Origin of the sequence: Pseudomonas sp. 43A, assembly GCF_013363935.1 — a bacterium.
In the GTDB taxonomy this organism is placed as follows: Bacteria; Pseudomonadota; Gammaproteobacteria; order Pseudomonadales; family Pseudomonadaceae; genus Aquipseudomonas; species Aquipseudomonas crudilactis.
Genome location: NZ_CP054880.1, coordinates 21,769 through 40,335, shown reverse-complemented (window position 1 = coordinate 40,335; position 18,567 = coordinate 21,769). Strand labels below are relative to the sequence as shown.

General features: G+C 59.5%; 19 protein-coding genes and 1 pseudogene. 6 read left to right on the top strand and 14 right to left on the bottom strand.

The genetic code is table 11. The features are described 5' to 3' along the window. Nucleotides 1-119: 119 nt before the first annotated feature. From HUW52_RS00205 to exbB, 3 genes are read right to left on the bottom strand one after another with little or no spacing between them, the layout of a single operon-like run. The gene (locus HUW52_RS00205) at nt 120-866 is read right to left on the bottom strand and encodes an energy transducer TonB (RefSeq protein ID WP_175552672.1); all 747 of its coding nucleotides are present in this window, start codon (nt 864-866) and stop codon (nt 120-122) included. Continuing rightward, the gene (exbD, locus tag HUW52_RS00200) at nt 863-1,291 is read right to left on the bottom strand and encodes a TonB system transport protein ExbD (protein WP_053125060.1); all 429 of its coding nucleotides are present in this window, start codon (nt 1,289-1,291) and stop codon (nt 863-865) included. The genes HUW52_RS00205 and exbD overlap by 4 nt, the downstream gene beginning before the upstream one ends. A gap of 6 nt (nt 1,292-1,297) precedes the next feature. Next, nucleotides 1,298-2,251: a tonB-system energizer ExbB gene (gene exbB / locus HUW52_RS00195; protein WP_175552671.1), complete on the bottom strand. Its 954-nt coding sequence runs from the start codon at nt 2,249-2,251 to the stop codon at nt 1,298-1,300. A 187-nt stretch (nt 2,252-2,438) separates the two neighbouring features. Between exbB and HUW52_RS00190 the strand changes: the two genes are divergently transcribed. Beyond that, nucleotides 2,439-3,296, top strand: coding sequence for an SDR family oxidoreductase (locus HUW52_RS00190; RefSeq protein WP_175552670.1), 858 nt, complete (start codon nt 2,439-2,441; stop codon nt 3,294-3,296). Nucleotides 3,297-3,436: 140 nt separating this feature from the next. Here HUW52_RS00190 and HUW52_RS00185 read toward each other — a convergent pair whose 3' ends face one another. The 6 genes from HUW52_RS00185 to HUW52_RS00160 all read right to left on the bottom strand — a co-directional run bounded on the left by HUW52_RS00185 (nt 3,437) and on the right by HUW52_RS00160 (nt 8,740). Then, nucleotides 3,437-4,177 carry a hypothetical protein gene (locus HUW52_RS00185; RefSeq protein WP_175552669.1) on the bottom strand — a complete coding sequence of 247 codons (741 nt, stop codon included), beginning with the start codon at nt 4,175-4,177 and terminating at the stop codon, nt 3,437-3,439. A 67-nt stretch (nt 4,178-4,244) separates the two neighbouring features. After that, a complete protein-coding gene (locus HUW52_RS00180; protein ID WP_003229509.1) occupies nt 4,245-4,625 on the bottom strand; it encodes a RidA family protein in 381 nt (126 codons plus the stop codon). 24 nt (nt 4,626-4,649) lie between these two features. After that, complete coding sequence (gene spoT / locus HUW52_RS00175) at nt 4,650-6,755, bottom strand: bifunctional GTP diphosphokinase/guanosine-3',5'-bis pyrophosphate 3'-pyrophosphohydrolase (RefSeq protein WP_007920338.1); 2,106 nt, start codon at nt 6,753-6,755, stop codon at nt 4,650-4,652. A gap of 57 nt (nt 6,756-6,812) precedes the next feature. Then, on the bottom strand, nt 6,813-7,076 hold the full coding sequence (gene rpoZ, locus HUW52_RS00170) for a DNA-directed RNA polymerase subunit omega (protein WP_016985812.1): 264 nt from the start codon (nt 7,074-7,076) through the stop codon (nt 6,813-6,815). 167 nt (nt 7,077-7,243) lie between these two features. Further along, nucleotides 7,244-7,864: a guanylate kinase gene (gene gmk / locus HUW52_RS00165; RefSeq protein ID WP_008078609.1), complete on the bottom strand. Its 621-nt coding sequence runs from the start codon at nt 7,862-7,864 to the stop codon at nt 7,244-7,246. 12 nt (nt 7,865-7,876) lie between these two features. Continuing rightward, nucleotides 7,877-8,740: a YicC/YloC family endoribonuclease gene (locus HUW52_RS00160; protein ID WP_026000657.1), complete on the bottom strand. Its 864-nt coding sequence runs from the start codon at nt 8,738-8,740 to the stop codon at nt 7,877-7,879. Between the two features lie 269 nt (nt 8,741-9,009). On the opposite strand from HUW52_RS00160, the gene rph reads away from it, so the two are divergent. The 3 genes from rph (at nt 9,010) to gltS (ending at nt 11,701) form a co-directional block, all read left to right on the top strand. After that, a complete protein-coding gene (gene rph, locus HUW52_RS00155; protein ID WP_016985814.1) occupies nt 9,010-9,732 on the top strand; it encodes a ribonuclease PH in 723 nt (240 codons plus the stop codon). A 28-nt stretch (nt 9,733-9,760) separates the two neighbouring features. Beyond that, a complete protein-coding gene (locus tag HUW52_RS00150) occupies nt 9,761-10,129 on the top strand; it encodes a DUF4870 domain-containing protein (protein WP_007920344.1) in 369 nt (122 codons plus the stop codon). Between the two features lie 363 nt (nt 10,130-10,492). Beyond that, entirely contained in the window at nt 10,493-11,701 is a 1,209-nt protein-coding gene (gene gltS / locus HUW52_RS00145; RefSeq protein WP_026000658.1) for a sodium/glutamate symporter, read from the top strand. A gap of 75 nt (nt 11,702-11,776) precedes the next feature. On the opposite strand, the gene HUW52_RS00140 is transcribed toward gltS, so the two are convergent. Next, nucleotides 11,777-12,556 carry an exodeoxyribonuclease III gene (locus tag HUW52_RS00140; RefSeq protein ID WP_007920349.1) on the bottom strand — a complete coding sequence of 260 codons (780 nt, stop codon included), beginning with the start codon at nt 12,554-12,556 and terminating at the stop codon, nt 11,777-11,779. Nucleotides 12,557-12,638: 82 nt separating this feature from the next. Here HUW52_RS00140 and pyrE point away from each other — a divergent pair, with 82 nt between their 5' ends. Continuing rightward, nucleotides 12,639-13,283 (top strand): orotate phosphoribosyltransferase, encoded by a 645-nt coding sequence (pyrE, locus tag HUW52_RS00135; RefSeq protein ID WP_008078597.1) that lies wholly within the window; start codon nt 12,639-12,641, stop codon nt 13,281-13,283. A gap of 171 nt (nt 13,284-13,454) precedes the next feature. On the opposite strand, the gene argB is transcribed toward pyrE, so the two are convergent. The 4 genes and pseudogenes from argB to coaBC form a co-directional block, all read right to left on the bottom strand. Then, nucleotides 13,455-14,360, bottom strand: a complete 906-nt coding sequence (gene argB, locus HUW52_RS00130; protein WP_007954443.1) for an acetylglutamate kinase — start codon at nt 14,358-14,360, stop codon at nt 13,455-13,457. A gap of 17 nt (nt 14,361-14,377) precedes the next feature. Further along, a pseudogene (locus HUW52_RS00125) lies at nt 14,378-15,754 on the bottom strand (phosphomannomutase/phosphoglucomutase); the annotation flags it as partial. Between the two features lie 269 nt (nt 15,755-16,023). Continuing rightward, the gene (dut, locus tag HUW52_RS00120) at nt 16,024-16,479 is read right to left on the bottom strand and encodes a dUTP diphosphatase (protein WP_016985816.1); all 456 of its coding nucleotides are present in this window, start codon (nt 16,477-16,479) and stop codon (nt 16,024-16,026) included. A gap of 5 nt (nt 16,480-16,484) precedes the next feature. After that, nucleotides 16,485-17,693: a bifunctional phosphopantothenoylcysteine decarboxylase/phosphopantothenate--cysteine ligase CoaBC gene (coaBC, locus tag HUW52_RS00115; protein ID WP_007920365.1), complete on the bottom strand. Its 1,209-nt coding sequence runs from the start codon at nt 17,691-17,693 to the stop codon at nt 16,485-16,487. A gap of 135 nt (nt 17,694-17,828) precedes the next feature. Here coaBC and radC point away from each other — a divergent pair, with 135 nt between their 5' ends. Further along, on the top strand, nt 17,829-18,503 hold the full coding sequence (gene radC, locus HUW52_RS00110) for a DNA repair protein RadC (RefSeq protein WP_016985817.1): 675 nt from the start codon (nt 17,829-17,831) through the stop codon (nt 18,501-18,503). The last annotated feature ends 64 nt before the right edge of the window (nt 18,504-18,567 follow it).

Here is an 18,567-nt window from a genome sequence, read left to right as displayed (position 1 = left end):
GCTAACGGAGAGCCCTTGTAGGAGTGAGCCTGCTCGCGATTGCGGGGTGTCAGTCAGAAAATCATCGTCTGACACAACGCTATCGCGAGCAGGCTCACTCCTACAGGTTTTGCGTTGCCTTAGCGGCGGCGTTCCAGCGAGTAAACAAACGGCGCAACAATTTCGATCGAGCCGTTGGTCAACATGTCGGCCGGTGGCTTGGGCAACGGTTGTGCGCGGCGGATCATTTCCAGGGTGGCCCGGTCCAGATCAGCGTTGCCAGAGCGGCCCACCAGTTCGAACGACAGCACATTACCTTCGGCATCCACCACGAAACGCAGACGGTTCAAGCCTTCCTTGCCCCGTGCCTGAGCACTGGCCGGGTACTTTTTGTACTTGGCCAAATGCGCAAGCAGGGTGCCCTGCCAACTGGCCTTGGCGGCCAACTGTGCCGGCGACGGGCCGGGCGCCGGTGCAGCGGATTTCTCCGTCGGTGCCGGGGTCGGTGGTGTATCGGCCGGCTTCTCCTCGGAAGGTTTTTCCTTCGGTGGATCGGGCAGCTTCTTCTCGACCGGCTTCGGCGGTTTAGGCTTGGGCTTCGGCTTGGGTTTCTGCACCGCGATTTCAGCTTTCGGTGCTTCGGCCAGCTTCGGAATCGGCAACTCTTCAACCGGAGCCGGTGGCTGCGGCGGTGTGACGACTTTCGGCGGAGCAGGCGGTGGCGGGGCCGGAACCGGTGCCAGCTCGACCATCATTGCCTGAGGCGGCAATTCGATGGGCGGGCGGGCGGTCCAGTTCAGCGCCAGCGCGATGGCCAGCGCATGAACGCCCAGCACCACGGCCAGGCTACCGCTGTAACGCGTCAGCTTATGGCGCGTCGTGATCATTTCTTGGCTGCCGTCTCAAGTCCGACCAGACCGACCTTCAGGTAACCGGCAGAGCGCAGGTTATCCATCACGCTCATGAGATCGCCGTAATCCACGCCTTTATCGGCCTGGAAGAAGATGGTGGTGTCTTTCTTGCCCTTGGTTCTGGCGTCGAGGGTTGCGCCCAGTGCTTCGGGCTTCACTTCGTCTTCACCGAGGAACAGGCGTTGGTCGGCCTTTACGCTGAGGAACACCGGTTTCTCTGGCCGCGGCGCCGGTTTGGCGGTCGAGGCAGGCAGGTCGACTTTGATGTCCACGGTGGCCAACGGAGCGGCCACCATGAAGATGATCAACAGCACCAGCATCACGTCGATGAACGGCGTGACGTTGATTTCGTGGTTCTCGGCCAGATCGTCGTCTGCGCCTTCTTTCAAATGCAGGCCCATGGCCGATTACCCCACTTTGACCATGTGCGGCTGCGAGCTGCGCTCAGGCTGGTGGTCGAGGTCGCGGCTGACCAGCAGCAGCACTTCTGCCGACGCATCGGAAACCTGCGCCTTATAACCGGCGATGGAGCGGGCGAAGACGTTGTAGATCACTACGGCCGGGATCGCGGCAACCAGACCCAGTGCGGTAGCCAGCAGTGCTTCAGCAATACCGGGCGCTACGACAGCAAGGTTGGTGGTCTGGGTTTTGGCGATGCCGATAAAGGAGTTCATGATGCCCCACACGGTACCGAACAGGCCCACGAACGGCGCGGTGGAACCGATGGTGGCGAGGACGCCGGTGCCGCTGCTCATGTTGCGACCGCAGGCTGCTACCAGACGCTCGAGGCGGAAGCTGACGCGTTCCTTGATGCCTTCCTTCTCGCGGCTGTTGACCGACAGGCGCATCTCTTCGAGGGCGTCGTGCACCAGCAGGTTGGCGAGGGTGCCTTCCTTGCCGGCAGTGGTGCTGGCTTCTTTAAGGGTGGTGGCTTTCTTCAGGGCGGCGATCTCGCCACGCAGGCGACGCTTGGCGCCCATCAGCTCGAAGCCTTTGGCGATCCAGATTGTCCAGGTGATGATCGAAGCGATGGCCAGACCGATCATCACGATTTTCACGATGATGTCGGCGTTCTGGTACATGCCCCACGGCGACAGGTCGTGAGCCATGCCCAGGCTGTTGTCGGCTTCAAGAACTTCAGGGACGTCGGCAGCGTCAACCGCTTGCACCGGATCGGTAGCGGCCGGGGCAGCCGTAGCAGCGGCTGGTGCGCTTTGCTCGGTGGTGGCTGGCGTTGCAGGTGCCTGGGCGTCGGCGAAAGCGGCAGTCGGCGCCAGCATCAGGCTGAGCAGCAGAGCCGCCACTGCGCTCCAGGCGCGAGGTCGATTGGTTGGCGAAGCGGGGATTTGATTACGTGTCATGCTGGCCGGACCTGAGATAGAAAAACGGTGATGCTCTACCAGGCCTCGTGAGGCCGAGAACAAAAGTGACGTGCATTATTGCAAGTAATTCTTGTTAACAAAAGTAATAGAGTATCTTTTTTTCCTGCATTGCTAGCCGCTCGTCCTGTCCCGAGGCTAGTCTGTGTCTTTCCGATAGGAGTTTTTGATGTCCGCGCCTTCTGTTTTGATTGCCGGTTGTGGTGATGTCGGCAGTCGTCTGGCCAAGCAATTGCTGGCGGCTGGCTGGGAAGTTCATGGCCTGCGCCGGGACGTTTCGAAGCTGCCTGACGGCGTGATCGGCGTCGCCGGTGACCTGTTCAATGAGGACTGCCCGGCCACTTGGCCGGTGGGGGCGGTGGACTATCTGGTGTATTGCGCTGCGGCCACCGATCACGACGAAGCCGGTTATCGCGCGGCTTATGTGCAGGGTTTGCAGAATGTGTTGAGTTGGCTGGATGACTATGGGCAGGTGCCTGAGCGACTGATCTTCGTTTCCAGCAGCAGTGTGTATGGACAGCAGGAGGGTGAGTGGGTCGATGAGAGCTCAGAGACCATCGCTGCCGGTTACTCCGGGCGATTGATGCTTGAGGCTGAGCAGGTCGCGCTTAAGAGTGGTATTCCTGCGAGCATCCTGCGTTTGACCGGGATCTACGGGCCGGGCCGCGAATGGCTGCTGACCCAAGTGCGTCGCGGTTATCGCGTGGCGGTCGAACCTCCGTTGTACGGCAACCGGATTCATGCCGATGACGCAGCAGGGTTGTTGGCATTCCTGTTGGAGAAGGCTCGGCAGGGCGTGAAGCTTGAGGATTTCTACATCGGTGTCGACGATGCACCGGCGCCATTGGCGGAAGTCGTGGGCTGGTTACGCGAGTATCTGGGCGTTACCGAGTGGGCGGACGACGCCAGCGTTCGGCGAACCGGCAGCAAGCGTTGCAGCAATGCGCGGGCGAAAGCCTTGGGCTGGACGCCGACGTACCCAAGTTACCGCGAAGGTTATGCCGCCATTTTAGAAGGGCGCTGCTGACTTCCAAACACCACAAAACGAATGTGGGAGCGAGCTTGCTCGCGAAGAGGGCTTAACATCCAACATCTCTGTTGGCTGTTGCACCGCATTCGCGAGCAAGCTCGCTCCCACATTTGATCTTCAGCGGTTTCAGAAGCGGGTTACTGTTTTTCCAGCAACCACTTGCGCTCACCTGCGGTGAACTGCGGTTGTTCGTCCGCTTGAGCGGAGTTCACTGCTTGCAGGATTTCCAGCTCTTTGCCCTTGCGCACAAAGATCCAGTTATTGCCCTGGCCGTTCTGCTGCAACCACATGCTGTCGTTACCGTTGCTCATCGACGCGCAATCGCCCGCCAGGCACAGGGCATAACGGTCGGCCCCCGGCAAACCGGAAACCTGGCCATCAGCCTGGAACTGCACGGTGCTGCCTTCGCCCTGACCGCTGGCGATTGTCCAGCTACCGCCCATGTAGGCGGAATACAGCGCGCGTTCGAAACTGGCGCCGATCGGCGCGCCTTCCGGCACCGGAATCTGTGCGCGGTCGAACACCTGCTCGGGTTCGTTGTCGCTGGCGGCTTGCTGCAGTTGCCCGCCGTCGCGTTTCAGCTCACTGGCGGAGCTGCCATAGAAGTCGACTTTCCAGGCGCCGGATTTTTCACCCAGCAGCCGCCCTTCGACGTTCTCAAAACCGTTGGTGTAGCGGGCCTGGCTGGCCTTGGTGTTGACGTCCCACTCAAGGTTCGGGCCGTAAGCCTGAAGCGCTTCGCGCAGGGGGCCGCCCTTGGCTGCGGCATCGATCGCCACCTGGTTGATCCAGGTGCCGCTGATGTCACGGTCGGCAGGGTTGCTGGCGCAGCCGCCGAGGAAAATGGCGAGCAGCGGGAGAGCTAGCGCTTTGCGCATGGTGGAATCCTTTCAAAACCTTTTCTTGCAGCAGTCGGCGCGGCGTTTGAAGGCCGCGCCGTGCGCATCACTCGATGACCAGAATGGCATCCATTTCAACCTGCGAACCCTTCGGCAGGGCAGCTACGCCGATGGCGGCGCGGGCCGGGTATGGCTGGTCGAAGTACTTGCCCATGATCTCGTTGACCTTGGCGAAGTGGCTCAGGTCGGTGAGGAAGATGTTCAGTTTGACGATGTCCTTGAACGAACCGCCAGCGGCTTCGGCCACGGCTTTGAGGTTCTCGAACACCTGGACGGTCTGGGCTTCGAAGCCTTCAACCAGTTCCATGGTTTTTGGGTCCAGAGGAATCTGGCCCGACATGTAAACGGTGTTGCCGGCCTTGATCGCCTGGGAGTAAGTACCGATGGCGGCCGGGGCCTTGTCGCTGGTGATAACAGTCTTGGTCATGTATGACTCCTTGTAATGGTTGAGTTATGCACGCATGCGGGTGATGCGGATCACCCCGGTCAGGGCGCGCAGCTTCTTGATCACGCGGGCCAGGTGCACACGATCGTGGACGCTGACCACCAACTGGACCACGCTGATGCGACCATCGCGTTCGTCCATGCTGATTTTTTCGATATTGCCGTCGGCTGCGTTGACGCTGCTGGCCAGCAGGGCGATCAGGCCGCGCTGGTGTTCCAGCTCGACGCGCAGTTCGACGTTGAATTCGCCGGTGACATCCTTGGCCCACGAGAGCTGGATGCATTTTTCCGGGTTGTGCCGGATTTCGCTGATGTTGCGGCAGTTGTCGAGGTGCACGACCATGCCTTTGCCCGCCGACAGGTGCCCGACGATCGGGTCGCCCGGGATCGGCGTGCAGCATTTGGCGTAGCTCAGCACCAGACCTTCGGTGCCGCGAATCGCCAGAGGGCCTTCCGGGCTTGGCAGTTGTTCGCCTTCGCCGAGCAGGCGGCGGGCAACGACGTAAGCCATGCGGTTGCCGAGGCCAATGTCTTCGAGCAAATCTTCGATCAGTTCGAGGCGGTACTCGGTGAGCATTGCTTTGACGCGTTCAGCCGGGATCTTCTCCAGCGAACTGTCGAAACCGTTGAGGACTTTGTTCAGCAGGCGTTCGCCGAGGCTGATGGATTCGGAGCGGCGTTGCAGTTTCAGCGCGTGGCGGATGTGCGTGCGCGCCTTGCCGGTGACCACGAAATTAAGCCATGCCGGATTCGGTCGTGCGCCCGGAGCGCTGACGATTTCGACCGTGGAGCCGCTTTGCAGCGGTTCGGACAGCGGCGCGAGACGACGGTTGATCCGGCAGGCGATGCAGCTGTTGCCGACGTCGGTGTGCACCGCGTAGGCAAAGTCGACCGCCGTAGAGCCTTTCGGCAGCTCCATGATCCGGCCTTTGGGCGTGAACACGTAGACCTCGTCCGGGAACAGGTCGATCTTCACGCTTTCGATGAATTCCAGCGAGTTGCCGGCACGCTGCTGCATTTCCAGCACGCCTTTGACCCACTGGCGGGCACGGGCGTGAGTGCCTTTCGGCTGCTCGTCACCGCTGGATTTGTACAGCCAATGGGCGGCGATGCCGTTGTTGGCCATCTCTTCCATTTCGCGGGTGCGGATCTGGATCTCGATCGGTACGCCGTGCATGCCGAACAGCGTGGTGTGCAGCGACTGATAGCCGTTGGCCTTGGGGATCGCGATGTAATCCTTGAAGCGTCCCGGCAACGGTTTGTACAAATTATGTACAGCACCCAGTACGCGGTAGCAGGTATCGACCTTGTCGACGATGATCCGGAACGCATAGACGTCCATGATCTCGTTAAAGGCCCGACGCTTGCCGCGCATTTTCTTGTAGATGCCGTAGAGGTGTTTCTGGCGGCCGCTGACTTCGCCCTGGATGCCGTCGATAGCGAGGCAATGGCCAAGGGATTCTTCGATCTTGTTGACGATTTCCTTGCGGTTGCCCCGGGCGCGCTTGACCGCCTGGTAGATCCGCGCGGAACGCATCGGGTGCATGGCCTTGAAGCCGAGGTCTTCGAATTCGATGCGGATCGCATGCATGCCCAGCCGGTTGGCGATGGGCGCGTAGATTTCGAGGGTTTCCTTGGCGATCCGGCGGCGTTTTTCGCCGGACAGCACTTCCAGCGTGCGCATGTTGTGCAGGCGGTCGGCAAGCTTGACCAGGATCACACGAATGTCGCGCGCCATGGCCATGGCCATTTTCTGGAAGTTTTCAGCCTGGGCTTCGGCCTTGGTCTCGAAATTCATCTGGGTCAGTTTGCTGACCCCGTCGACCAGTTCGGCCACGGTTTCACCGAACTGCGCTTGCAGCGCTTCTTTGGCGATACCGGTGTCTTCGATCACGTCATGCAGCATCGCGGCCATCAGGCTCTGATGGTCCATGTGCATGTCGGCAAGAATATTGGCCACGGCAAGAGGATGCGTGACGTACGCCTCGCCACTGCGACGGCGTTGACCGTCATGGGCTTGTTCGGCGTAGAAATACGCTCGGCGGACCAGGTTGACCTGGTCATTGCCGAGGTAGGTCGATAAGCGATCGGCGAGGGCGTCTATGCTCGGCATGATGACTCCTGCCGTAAGCTGTGATCCTGCGCCGTGCTACGTCGACCAGGCATAGGCTTAGACGGCCTCGTTGGACTCGTCCTCGAACGCTGCGAACAGCGGCTCATCCTGGACGATTTCCTGCTCGGCGATGAACTCGTAGCTCATCAGGCCTTCAGCGATTTCACGCAGGGCGACAACAGTCGGCTTGTCGTTTTCCCACTGGACCAGTGGCTCTTTGCCGCCGGTGGCCAGTTGACGGGCACGCTTGGTGGACAGCATGACCAGTTCAAAACGGTTTTCCACGTGGTTCAGGCAGTCTTCAACGGTTACGCGGGCCATGGTATTCCTCGGAGCGAATGCAATATGCGCGCTGCCCGGGTGGGCGAGCGGACTGAGCAGTTTAAAAAATCACCAGCGATTAGGGAAGCGCTGATTTTTTGACCAGACCCTTCGACGCGCTGCAAGTACCAATGTAAAGCGCTTGCAGCGGTTTTGGGAAGTGCTGATTAACCGAGCAATTCGGCCAGCAATTTGCCGAAACGTACCTGCTGGCGTTTCTGCTGGAGTTGATTGGCGCGGAAAATAGCCTTCAGATCGTCCAGTGCGTGAGCAAAATCGTCGTTGATGATCAGGTAGTCGTACTCGACATAGTGACTCATCTCGCTGACCGCTTCGCGCATCCGGCCGTCGATGATCTCATCGCTGTCCTGGCCGCGGTTGGTCAGGCGCTGGTGCAGGGCCTGAAGCGACGGCGGCAGGATAAAGATCGAGCGTGCTTGCGGCATCAGCTTGCGTACTTGCTCGGCGCCTTGCCAGTCGATTTCCAGAATCAGGTCGTGACCTTCGTCCAGCGTCTGCTGCAGGCGGCTTTGCGAGGTGCCGTAGAAGTTGCCGAAGACTTCGGCGCGTTCGAGGAAGTCGCCATGCTCGCCCATCTTCACGAACTCTTCGCGGGTCACGAAGTGATAGTTCACGCCGTCCACTTCACCCGGGCGCATGGCGCGGGTGGTGTGGGAAACCGAAACGCGAATTTCCGGTATGGCGTCGGTCAAGGCCTTGACCAGGCTGCTCTTGCCCGCGCCCGATGGCGCGGAAATGATGTACAGGGTGCCGGTGCTGTGGGTCATGTCGGGGTAGCCTTACTCAATATTCTGCACTTGTTCGCGCATCTGCTCGATCAACACCTTGAGGTTGACGGCGGCTTGGGTGCTGCGCGGGTCGAAGGCCTTGGAGCCCAGTGTGTTGGCTTCGCGGTTGAGTTCCTGCATCAGGAAGTCCAGGCGCCGACCGGCGGCACCACCGGTTTTGAGCACCCGGCGCACTTCGATGATGTGGGTGCTCAAGCGATCCAGTTCTTCGGCCACGTCGCTCTTTTGCGCGAGGATGACCATTTCCTGTTCGAGCCGCTGCGGATCCAGTTCGGCCTTCATGTCGGCGAAGCGATCGAGGACTTTCTGGCGCTGGGTCGCAAGCATTTGCGGCACCAGTTCACGCAGGGTCACCACGTCTTCTTCAATGGAGGTCAGGCGTTCGTTGATCAGGCGTGCCAGCTCCGCGCCTTCGCGCTCGCGGCCAGCCTTCAGCTCTTTCAGGCCTTGATTGAACAGGGTCAGCGCGTCGGCATTCAGCGCCTGCGGGTCGGTCGCATCGCCTACCAGCACGCCGGGCCAGGCCAGCACTTCCAGCGGATTCAATGCGGCAGGATTCTTGATCAGACCAGCGACCGTCTCAGCGGCGGCGACCAACTGCGCGGCGCGCTCGCGATCGATTTGCAGTGTTTTGCCGGTGCTTTCTTCGGTGAAACGCAGGGTGCATTCGAGTTTGCCTCGCGACAGGCCCTGACGCAGCGCTTCACGTACCGCGCCTTCGAGGTCGCGAAACGACTCCGGCAGGCGCAGGTGGGGCTCCAGATAGCGGCTGTTGACCGAGCGCAGCTCCCAGCTCAGGGTGCCCTGTGCGCCGGCTTTTTCGACGCGGGCGAAGGCGGTCATGCTGTGCACCATGGCGGTGACCTCGCAATGCAGATCGGCGCGAAACGTGAATTTCGCGAGCGCGATATGAATGAATTTAAGCCGACTGGCAACAAAGGCGCAGGATTGTAGCGCAGTGCGGCGAATGCGCCCAAACACACGGTGTGACAAAGGGCTGCAGCCCGTCGGTAATGGGTGTTTCAGGGCCTTCGGTCGTCGCCCGGGTTTTTAACGAGTGCCCAGTCGCGGTGCAGGGCTCTATAATGCTCGGCAGTTTTCCGTCCCCAGTACAGGTATTCCCTATGAAACGTCCAAGTGGTCGCGCTGCCGATCAGCTCCGCTCGATCCGCATTACCCGCAACTACACCAAACACGCCGAGGGATCCGTACTGGTCGAATTCGGTGATACCAAAGTCATCTGCACCGTCAGCGTCGAAAACGGCGTGCCGCGTTTCCTCAAGGGCCAGGGGCAGGGTTGGTTGACTGCCGAATACGGCATGCTGCCGCGCGCCACCGGTGAGCGTAACCAGCGTGAAGCGAGCCGTGGCAAGCAGGGCGGTCGCACCCTGGAAATCCAGCGTCTGATCGGCCGTTCCCTGCGCGCTGCGCTGGACATGTCCAAGCTGGGCGACGTGACCCTGTACGTCGACTGCGACGTGATCCAGGCCGACGGTGGTACTCGCACGGCTTCGATCACCGGTGCCATGGTTGCGCTGGTTGATGCGCTGAAAGTGATCAAGAAGCGTGGTGGCCTGAAGGGTGGCGATCCGCTCAAGCAGATGATTGGTGCCGTGTCGGTCGGTATGTATCAGGGCGAGGCCGTGCTGGATCTGGACTATCTTGAAGATTCCGCTGCCGAGACCGACCTCAACGTCGTGATGACCAGCACCGGTGGCTTCATCGAAGTACAGGGCACCGCTGAAGGCGCGCCGTTCCAGCCTGAAGACTTGAACGCCATGCTGGAGTTGGCCAAGCAGGGCATGAACGAAATCTTCGAACTGCAAAAGGCTGCATTGGCCGACTGAGCAGGTTGATAACCGCAAGGAGGACGCGATGAGTGATGAGCAAGAGCTGCTGCCCAAACCGAGCCAGGAGGTTCGCCAATGGGCGATGTTTTGTCACTTGTCCGCCTTGCTGGGGATCTGGATTCCGTTCGGCAATCTGATCGGACCGTTGATCCTCTGGCAGATGAAGCGCGAAACGGACCCGTTCATCGATGCTCAAGGTAAAGAGGCGCTGAATTTTCAGATCACCGTCGCCATCGCATCGTTGATCTGCTTCCTGCTGATGGTGCTGATCATCGGGTTCTTTCTGCTGGGAATACTGGCTATCGGCGCACTGGTTTTGACGATCATTGCGGGGGTGAAGGCTAATGAAGGCTTCCCGTACCGATATCCGTTTACCTGGCGGTTGATCAAATAAAAGCTCGCCCAGTTTAAAAATGCCCTGACATGTCAGGGCATTTTTATTTGCGCAACTAAAGTAATCTCTTTGGTGTGTAGGAATAATCTTGTTGCGATGAGTGGCAAGTAATATTTTATATCAATGGCGTAATTACACTTTTGGTCACAACTGTAGTGCCTTGGTTCTGGTTCATATCCTTGGAATCACAGATGGCGATTGTTAAAGTTGCCGGGCTAATATTTCTCCTGAAATATTAAGATATATTCAAGCCATCGAAGGCTCTTGAATTTCACAGTAATCAGTGTTGAGACAATCAGCCGGTTCATGAGGCGAGCACAGGTAAAAAGTTCGCCTCTGAATATATAATCAAGAATAATTCCAATGATTCAGCTCGATTTTTACGGAACACTTGTGGCCGCTTCTCTAGTGCTTCTACTAGGGCGCGGGCTAGTCAGGCGTGTTGGTTTCATGCGCAGTTATAATATTCCTGAGCCTGTAGCGGGCGGCCTGGTAGTTGCCCTGACTTTATTGCTGCTGCGAACATTCGATATTGAAGTTCGTTTTGATACTTCTCTGCAGACACCGCTGATGCTGGCCTTTTTTGCCACCATCGGTCTGAGCGCAGACTTTGCCAGTCTGAAGAAAGGTGGCCGGATCGTCGGGATATTTCTGCTGGCGGTCACTGGGCTGTTGGTGGTGCAGAATGCGATGGGGATCGGGCTGGCAAAAATACTCGGGCTCGACCCGTTGATGGGGCTGCTGACAGGATCCATTACCTTGGCGGGCGGCCATGGCACGGGTGCTGCGTGGGGTACGGTATTTAGCGAGAAGTACGGTCTGGCCTCCGCTTCCGAGCTGGCAATAGCCTCCGCGACGTTTGGTCTGGTGCTGGGCGGCCTGATTGGTGGACCGGTTGCGCGCCTGCTCATCAAGCGTGTGGAGGTCCCTGGCTGCAATCAGCAGGAAGCGCCGCGACTGCCAAAGGGTTTTGAACAGCCGAACAAGGAGCGCTCAATCACGCCCTTCTCGTTTATCGAGACCCTGGCACTGATCGCCATCAGCCTGTTGGCCGGTAACCTGATCAATGGTTGGCTGCAAGGGACTGCGCTCGAATTGCCGACGTTCGTTTGTGTGCTGTTTGTAGGCGTGGTGCTGCGCAATGGTCTTTCAGCGCTGGGCTTGTATCAGGTGTTTGAGCGGGAAGTCTCGGTACTGGGCAATGTCAGCCTGTCGCTGTTTCTGGCGATCGCCCTGATGTCGCTCAAGTTGTGGGATCTGGCTGCACTGGCGTTGCCGATTTTCATCATCCTGGCGGTGCAGGCGCTGGTCATGGCGCTGTTCGCGATCTTCGTGACGTTCCGGGTGATGGGCCGCAATTACGATGCGGCAGTGTTGGCGGCGGGGCATTGCGGTTTTGGCCTGGGCGCCACGCCGACCGCGATTGCCAATATGCAAGCGGTCACGCAGCGCTACGGTCCCTCGCAGATCGCGTTTCTGGTGGTGCCGATGGTTGGCGCGTTCTTCATCGACATTATTAATGTCATCGTGATCAAGCTCTACCTGGCCTTGCCGTTCTTCGCCGCTGTTTGAACCTGACTCGAACGGATGCGCAAAAAAATGCCCGTATCTTGCGATACGGGCATTTTTTCAACTTCGAACCAACGCTTAGATGGTCAGCGTCCAATCGTAGTCGACGATCAGCGGCGCGTGTTGCGAGAACCGTGGCTGACGCGGCAGGCGTGCGCTGCGCACGAAGCGCCGCAGCCCTGGGGTCAGGATCTGATAGTCGAAGCGCCAGCCCAGATTGAGCATCTCGGCCTGTTCGTTATCCGGCCACCAGCTGTACTGGTCGCCTTCACGGCTGACTTCGCGCAGGGCATCGACATAGCCCATGTTGCCGACAATCTCGTCCATCCAGGCGCGTTCTGGCGCCAGGAAGCCCGGGGATTGCTGGCTGTCGCGCCAGTTCTTGATGTCGAGCTTCTGCTGCGCCACGTACAGCGAGCCACAATAAATGTACTCGCGACGTTTGCGCCGCTGTTTGTCCAGGTACTTGCCGAAGTCGTCCATGAGCTTGAACTTCTGGTTCAAGTCCTCATCGCCGTTCATCCCCGAAGGGAGCAGCAAGGTGGCAATACTGACTTTGTCGAAATCTGCTTGCAGGTAGCGCCCGTAGCGGTCGGCCGTCTCGAAACCGAGACCGCTGATGACAGCCTTCGGTTGCAACCGCGAATACAAAGCCACGCCGCCTTGGGCAGGGACTTCAGCATCGCAGGCATAAAGGAAGTAGCCATCCAGTTGGAAGGCTGGGTCATCCAGTTCAAAGGCGGAGGCACGGGTGTCCTGCAGGCAGATGACGTCGGCATTCTGTGCTTGCAGCCAACTGAGCAAACCACGCTCGACTGCCGCCTGAATACCATTGACGTTCACACTGATGATCCGCATAAATGGCCCCAAAAATCGCGTGCGTGTATGATACACGGCGTCAAGCTAATTAGCTAAATCCGTGGTATTTGGGGTTTTTTTCATGCAAGCGTATCAGCGCGATTTCATTCGTTTTGCCATCGATCGCGGCGTTTTGCGCTTCGGTGAGTTCACCCTGAAGTCCGGGCGCACCAGTCCTTACTTCTTCAACGCCGGCCTGTTCAACTCGGGTTCGGCCCTGGCGCAGTTGGGGCGTTTCTACGCTGCAGCCATTGCCGAGAGCGGCATTCCCTTCGACGTTCTGTTTGGCCCGGCCTACAAAGGCATTCCGTTGGCGGCGACTACTGCTGTCGCGCTGGCCGAACATCACGACCGCGATCTGCCGTGGTGCTTCAACCGCAAGGAAGCCAAGGCCCACGGCGAGGGCGGTAGTCTGGTCGGTGCTCCGTTGACTGGCGACGTGTTGATCATCGACGACGTGATCACCGCTGGTACGGCAATCCGCGAAGTGATGCAAATCATCGCATCTCAGGATGGCGCCAAGGCTGCGGGCGTGCTGATTGCCCTGAACCGTCAGGAGCGTGGCAACGGTGAGTTGTCGGCGATCCAGGAAGTCGAGCGCGACTTTGGCATCCCGGTGATCAGCATTGTGTCGCTGAATCAGGTGCTGGAATTCCTCGCCGATGATCCGCAGCTCAAGCAACACCTGCCAGCCGTGGAAGCTTATCGCGCGCAGTTCGGCGTCTAGCGGCGGAGCACGGAGTGGGAGCGAGCCTGCTCGCGAAGAGGCCTTCACATTCAATATTGATGTGATGCAGAGACCGCTTTCGCGAGCAAGCTCGCTCCCACAGGGATTGCAGTGCAAAAAAAAGACCCCGCTCAGCCAGGCTGAGCGGGGTCTTTTTGTTTGCGCTAAAGCTTACGGACGCTTGCGATTGCTGATCAGCGTGCCCACACCCGTGTCGGTGAAGATTTCCAGCAGGATCGCATTCGGTACGCGACCATCGATGATCAACGAGCTACCTACGCCGCCCTGAACCGCTTCCAGTGCGCAACGGATCTTCGGCAGCATGCCGCCGTAAATAGTGCCGTCGGCGATCAGATCATCGACCTGCTGCGTGCTCAGGCCAGTCAGCACGGTGCCCGACTTGTCCATCAGGCCGGCAATGTTGGTCAGCAGCATCAGCTTCTCGGCTTTCAGCGCCTCGGCGACTTTACCGGCCACCAGATCGGCGTTGATGTTGTACGACTCGCCGTTCTCACCCACGCCGATCGGTGCAATCACCGGGATGAAGTTGCCTTTGACCAGCAGGTTCAGCAACTCGGTGTTGATGCCGACCACTTCGCCGACATGACCGATGTCGATGATTTCCGGCTGAGTCATCTCCGGGGTCTGACGGGTGACGGTGAGCTTCTTCGCGCGAATCAGCCCGGCATCTTTACCGGTCAGGCCGATGGCACTGCCACCGTGACGGTTGATCAGGTTGACAATGCTTTTGTTGACCTGACCGCCCAAGACCATTTCCACCACGTCCATGGTCGCCGCGTCCGTGACGCGCATGCCATCGACGAAGTGGCTTTCGATCGACAGGCGCTTGAGCAGATCACCGATCTGCGGGCCGCCGCCGTGCACGACCACCGGGTTGATGCCCACGGCTTTCATCAGCACGATGTCGCGGGCGAAGCCGGTTTTCAGCTCCTCGCTTTCCATCGCGTTGCCGCCGTATTTGATCACCAGAGTCTTGCCGACATAGCGTCGGATGTAAGGCAGCGCTTCGGACAGGACCTTGGCAGTGTTGGCGGCGGCATCGCGTTCGAGGGTCATTCAGGGCTCCGGGTGGATCAGAACGGTAGTTGGAGATCAGGGGCAACGCGTTTCAATTGGGCGTGGAACACGTCCTTGATGCGCTGTAGTTCAGCCTCGTCATCGGCCTCGAAGCGCAGCACCAGCACCGGAGTGGTGTTGGACGCGCGCACCAGGCCCCAGCCTTTGGCGTAATCGACTCGCACGCCGTCGATGGTGGTCAGGTCAGCGCCTGCGCCCCACTGTGCGTCGTGCAGTGCATCAATGATGCTGAATTTGCTCTCTTCGGTCACATGGATATTGATTTCCGGCGTAGAAATATCGTTCGGGAAGGTCGCAAACAGCTCTTCCGCGGTGGATTTTTCCTTGCTGAGGATCTCCAGCAGACGTGCGGCGCTGTAGATGCCGTCGTCGAAACCGAACCAGCGCTCCTTGAAGAAGATGTGCCCGCTCATTTCACCGGCCAACAGCGCGCCGGATTGTTTCATTTTCTTTTTGATCAACGAATGGCCCGTCTTCCACATTAGCGGCCGACCACCGTATTCCTTGATCAGCGGCACCAGACGACGGGTGCATTTGACGTCGAAGATGATTTCCGCGTCCGGGTTGCGTGCGACTACGTCACGGGCAAACAGCATCAGCAGACGATCCGGGTAGACGATGCTGCCGGTGTTGGTCACCACACCGACGCGGTCGCCGTCGCCATCGAAGGCCAAACCGATGTCGGCGTTGGTTTCCTTGACCTTGGCGATCAGGTCAACGAGGTTTTCAGGCTTGCCCGGATCCGGGTGGTGGTTCGGGAAGTTACCGTCGACTTCGCAGAACAGCGGGATGACTTCGCAGTTCAGCGCCTCGATCAATTGCGGGGCGATCACGCCGGCCGCGCCATTGCCGCAGTCAACCACGACTTTCATGCGTCGGGCCAGTTTGATGTCCTGGACGATTTCGGTGTTGTAGCGGTCGAGGATTTCGACCTGGGTGACACTGCCCGTGCCGCTGCTCAAGTTGTTGGTCTTGAGGCGTTCATGCAGGGCCTGAATCTGTTCGTTGGCGAGGGTGTCGCCGGCGATGACGATCTTGAAACCGTTGTAGTTCGACGGGTTGTGGCTACCGGTGAGCATTACGCCGGATTTACCGGCCAGCACGTTGGTGGCGTAGTACAGCGCCGGCGTCGGCACCAGGCCGACATCGCTGACGTGGCAGCCGCTCTCGGCGATACCGCGAATCAGTTCTGCAACCAGCTCCGGGCCGGACAGGCGACCGTCGCGACCGACGGACACATTCGGCTCGCCTTGGGCCAGGCTCTGCGAACCGATGGCACGGCCGATCCAGTAAGCGGTCTCGGCATTGAGGAATTCCGGCACGGTGCCGCGAATGTCATAGGCGCGGAAAATGCTGTCGGGCAGCTTCGGGGCAATCTTGGCTGGGGTGCTCATCTGCACAAATGCTCCATCTAGAAAGGGGCGGGACAGACCGACGAATCGTTCGACGGCAGGCTCAAACTGAAGGGTATGACGGCGTTTTTCACAGAGAGTTCGTGGTGTGAAAGGGCCATGACACCTCGGCTGGCGTGGCTCTGGGCCGGCAAAACCTTGATTTACGGTGTTAAACCTTTCAGCTGATCTGTCTGAAATTTTCCCCTGTAGAAGCAGCCTGCGGCAGCTCCTGCAGGAGATGACAGCGGTTACTTGGTGCCGGTGTGGCCAAAGCCGCCGGTGCCGCGTTCGGTTTCGACGAACTCTTCAACCATTTCGAAGTGCGCCTGCACCACCGGTACCAGCACCAGTTGCGCCAGGCGTTCGCCGACGGTCATGGTGAAATCGGTCTGGCCACGGTTCCAGCACGACACCATCAGTGGGCCCTGGTAATCGGAGTCGATCAGGCCGACGAGATTGCCCAGCACGATGCCGTGCTTATGGCCCATGCCCGAGCGTGGCAGGATCAGCGCGGCAAGGTTCGGGTCGCCGATGTAGACCGACAGACCGGTGGGGATCAGCACGGTTTCACCCGGTTTGATCACGATGTCCTGTTCCAGCATGGCGCGCAGGTCGAGGCCGGCGGAGCCCGGGGTGGCGTATTGCGGCAGCGGGAATTCGGTACCGATGCGTGGGTCGAGGATCTTGGCTTGCAAAGCGTGCATGTAAATTAAACCTGGTTCAGACGTTCGGCGATAAAAGTGACCAGTTGGCGAGCGATCTTGCTCTTGCTGGTCTGGGCGAAAACCGTGGCGTGCAGCGCACGGTCAATCACGCTGCAGGCGTTTTCTTCGCTGTTGAAACCGATGCTCGGATTGGCGACGTCGTTGGCGACGATCAAATCGAGATTCTTGTCCTTCAGCTTGCGTGCAGCGTAGTCGAGCAGATGTTCGGTCTCGGCGGCGAAGCCGACACTGAACGGACGGTCGGGACGGGTCGCGATGGTGGCCAGGATGTCCGGGTTGCGCACCATTTGCAGGACGAAGCCGTCGCCGCTCGTAGGGTCTTTCTTCAATTTCTGCGGGGCAACGACTTCCGGGCGGTAGTCCGCTACGGCTGCCGAGGCGATGAACACGTCGCACGGGATCGCCGATTCGCAAGCCGCGAGCATGTCGCGGGCACTGACTACGTCGATGCGCGTGACGCGATCTGGCGTTGGCAGGTGCACCGGGCCGCTGATCAGGGTCACGCGGGCGCCGGCCTCAACCGCAGCTTCGGCGAGGGCAAAGCCCATTTTGCCGGAGCTGTGGTTGGTGATGTAGCGCACCGGGTCGATGTTTTCCTGGGTCGGACCGGCGGTGATCACCACGTGCTTGCCGGTCAATGCCTGACGCTGAAAGCAGTCCGCCGCGCATTGTGCGAGGTCGGTGGCTTCCATCATCCGGCCCATGCCAACGTCGCCGCAGGCCTGACTGCCAGACGCCGGGCCGAAGGTCTTCAGGCCACGGCTTTCCAGGAGTTGCAGGTTGGCCTGGGTCGCCGGATCGCGCCACATCGCCTGATTCATCGCCGGCGCGACAGCGACAACAGCGTCGGTGGCCAGCACCAGCGTGGTCAGCAAATCGTTGGCAATGCCTTGCGCCAGACGCGCGATCAGGTCGGCGGTGGCCGGGGCGATCAGCACCAGATCGGCCCATTTCGCCAGCTCGATGTGGCCCATCGCGGCTTCTGCGGCCGGGTCGAGCAAGTCGAGGTGCACCGGGTGCCCGGACAAGGCCTGCATGGTCAGCGGGGTGATGAACTCGGCGCCGCCATGGGTCATGACCACGCGCACTTCGGCGCCCTGGTCGATCAGGCGACGAACCAGATCGGCGCTCTTGTAGGCAGCGATACCGCCGCCGACGCCCAGAACGATGCGTTTCCGATACAGCCGCTGCATAGGTCTGCCTTTCATTTCGTGGGTGACATACGTGGCGAAACCCCCTCCCCAGGGTGAATTCGCCCGCAAAAAAGATGGGCTACGATATCACAGCGACCGCTACGGAACAGCGGCGCCCACAGACAGGGAATGTGTATGAGTATTCGCGATTGGCCTGCGGCGGAACGCCCGCGGGAAAGGTTATTGGAGCACGGGGCAGCGAGCCTTTCGGACGCTGAGTTATTGGCCATTTTTCTGCGCACCGGATTGCCCGGAATCAGCGCCGTGGACCTGGCGCGCAATCTGTTGACTCAATTCGGCAGCCTGCGTTTGCTGCTTGAGGCCGATCAGGACGCATTCAGCAAACAATTGGGGCTCGGGCCGGCGAAGTTTGCGCAACTGCAAGCCGCTCAGGAAATGAACAGGCGGCATCTGGCTGAGAAATCACGGCAGAAACCCGCCCTGGAAAACCCTCAGGTTGTTCGCGATTATCTGAAATCGATGCTGCGTCACGAGCCGCATGAGGTGTTTGGTTGCCTGTTTCTCGACTCCAAACATCAGGTATTGACCTTCGAGATACTGTTTCGCGGCTCCATCGACAACACCAGCGTGCATCCACGCGAGGTTGTGAAGCGATGTTTGGCCAATAACGCGGCGGCGTTGATCCTGTGCCACAACCATCCATCGGGGAATACCGACCCCAGTCAGGCAGATCGGCTGCTGACCAAGCGTCTGCAGAAGGCGCTGGAGCTGATTGATGTGCGGGTTCTGGATCACTTCATCGTCGGCGATGGTGAGCCGCTGTCGATGGCGGAGTGTGGCTGGATGTAGTTCTCAGGGGCAATGCAAGTCCCCTGTGGGAGCGAGCTTGCTCGCGAAGGCGCAGTGTCAGTCA

Excerpts from the sequence above, each read along its gene's own strand:
- HUW52_RS00190 (WP_175552670.1), top strand. The coding sequence starts at position 2,439 with ATGTCCGCGCCTTCTGTTTTGATTGCCGGTTGTGGTGATGTCGGCAGT.
- coaBC (WP_007920365.1), bottom strand. The coding sequence starts at position 17,693 with ATGCAGCGGCTGTATCGGAAACGCATCGTTCTGGGCGTCGGCGGCGGT.
- exbB (WP_175552671.1), bottom strand. The coding sequence starts at position 2,251 with ATGACACGTAATCAAATCCCCGCTTCGCCAACCAATCGACCTCGCGCC.
- spoT (WP_007920338.1), bottom strand. The coding sequence starts at position 6,755 with ATGCCGAGCATAGACGCCCTCGCCGATCGCTTATCGACCTACCTCGGC.
- gltS (WP_026000658.1), top strand. The coding sequence starts at position 10,493 with ATGATTCAGCTCGATTTTTACGGAACACTTGTGGCCGCTTCTCTAGTG.
- HUW52_RS00185 (WP_175552669.1), bottom strand. The coding sequence starts at position 4,177 with ATGCGCAAAGCGCTAGCTCTCCCGCTGCTCGCCATTTTCCTCGGCGGC.
- rpoZ (WP_016985812.1), bottom strand. The coding sequence starts at position 7,076 with ATGGCCCGCGTAACCGTTGAAGACTGCCTGAACCACGTGGAAAACCGT.
- argB (WP_007954443.1), bottom strand. The coding sequence starts at position 14,360 with ATGACCCTCGAACGCGATGCCGCCGCCAACACTGCCAAGGTCCTGTCC.
- HUW52_RS00205 (WP_175552672.1), bottom strand. The coding sequence starts at position 866 with ATGATCACGACGCGCCATAAGCTGACGCGTTACAGCGGTAGCCTGGCC.
- HUW52_RS00150 (WP_007920344.1), top strand. The coding sequence starts at position 9,761 with ATGAGTGATGAGCAAGAGCTGCTGCCCAAACCGAGCCAGGAGGTTCGC.
- pyrE (WP_008078597.1), top strand. The coding sequence starts at position 12,639 with ATGCAAGCGTATCAGCGCGATTTCATTCGTTTTGCCATCGATCGCGGC.
- HUW52_RS00140 (WP_007920349.1), bottom strand. The coding sequence starts at position 12,556 with ATGCGGATCATCAGTGTGAACGTCAATGGTATTCAGGCGGCAGTCGAG.
- radC (WP_016985817.1), top strand. The coding sequence starts at position 17,829 with ATGAGTATTCGCGATTGGCCTGCGGCGGAACGCCCGCGGGAAAGGTTA.
- HUW52_RS00180 (WP_003229509.1), bottom strand. The coding sequence starts at position 4,625 with ATGACCAAGACTGTTATCACCAGCGACAAGGCCCCGGCCGCCATCGGT.
- exbD (WP_053125060.1), bottom strand. The coding sequence starts at position 1,291 with ATGGGCCTGCATTTGAAAGAAGGCGCAGACGACGATCTGGCCGAGAAC.
- gmk (WP_008078609.1), bottom strand. The coding sequence starts at position 7,864 with ATGACCCACAGCACCGGCACCCTGTACATCATTTCCGCGCCATCGGGC.
- dut (WP_016985816.1), bottom strand. The coding sequence starts at position 16,479 with ATGCACGCTTTGCAAGCCAAGATCCTCGACCCACGCATCGGTACCGAA.
- HUW52_RS00160 (WP_026000657.1), bottom strand. The coding sequence starts at position 8,740 with ATGGTGCACAGCATGACCGCCTTCGCCCGCGTCGAAAAAGCCGGCGCA.
- rph (WP_016985814.1), top strand. The coding sequence starts at position 9,010 with ATGAAACGTCCAAGTGGTCGCGCTGCCGATCAGCTCCGCTCGATCCGC.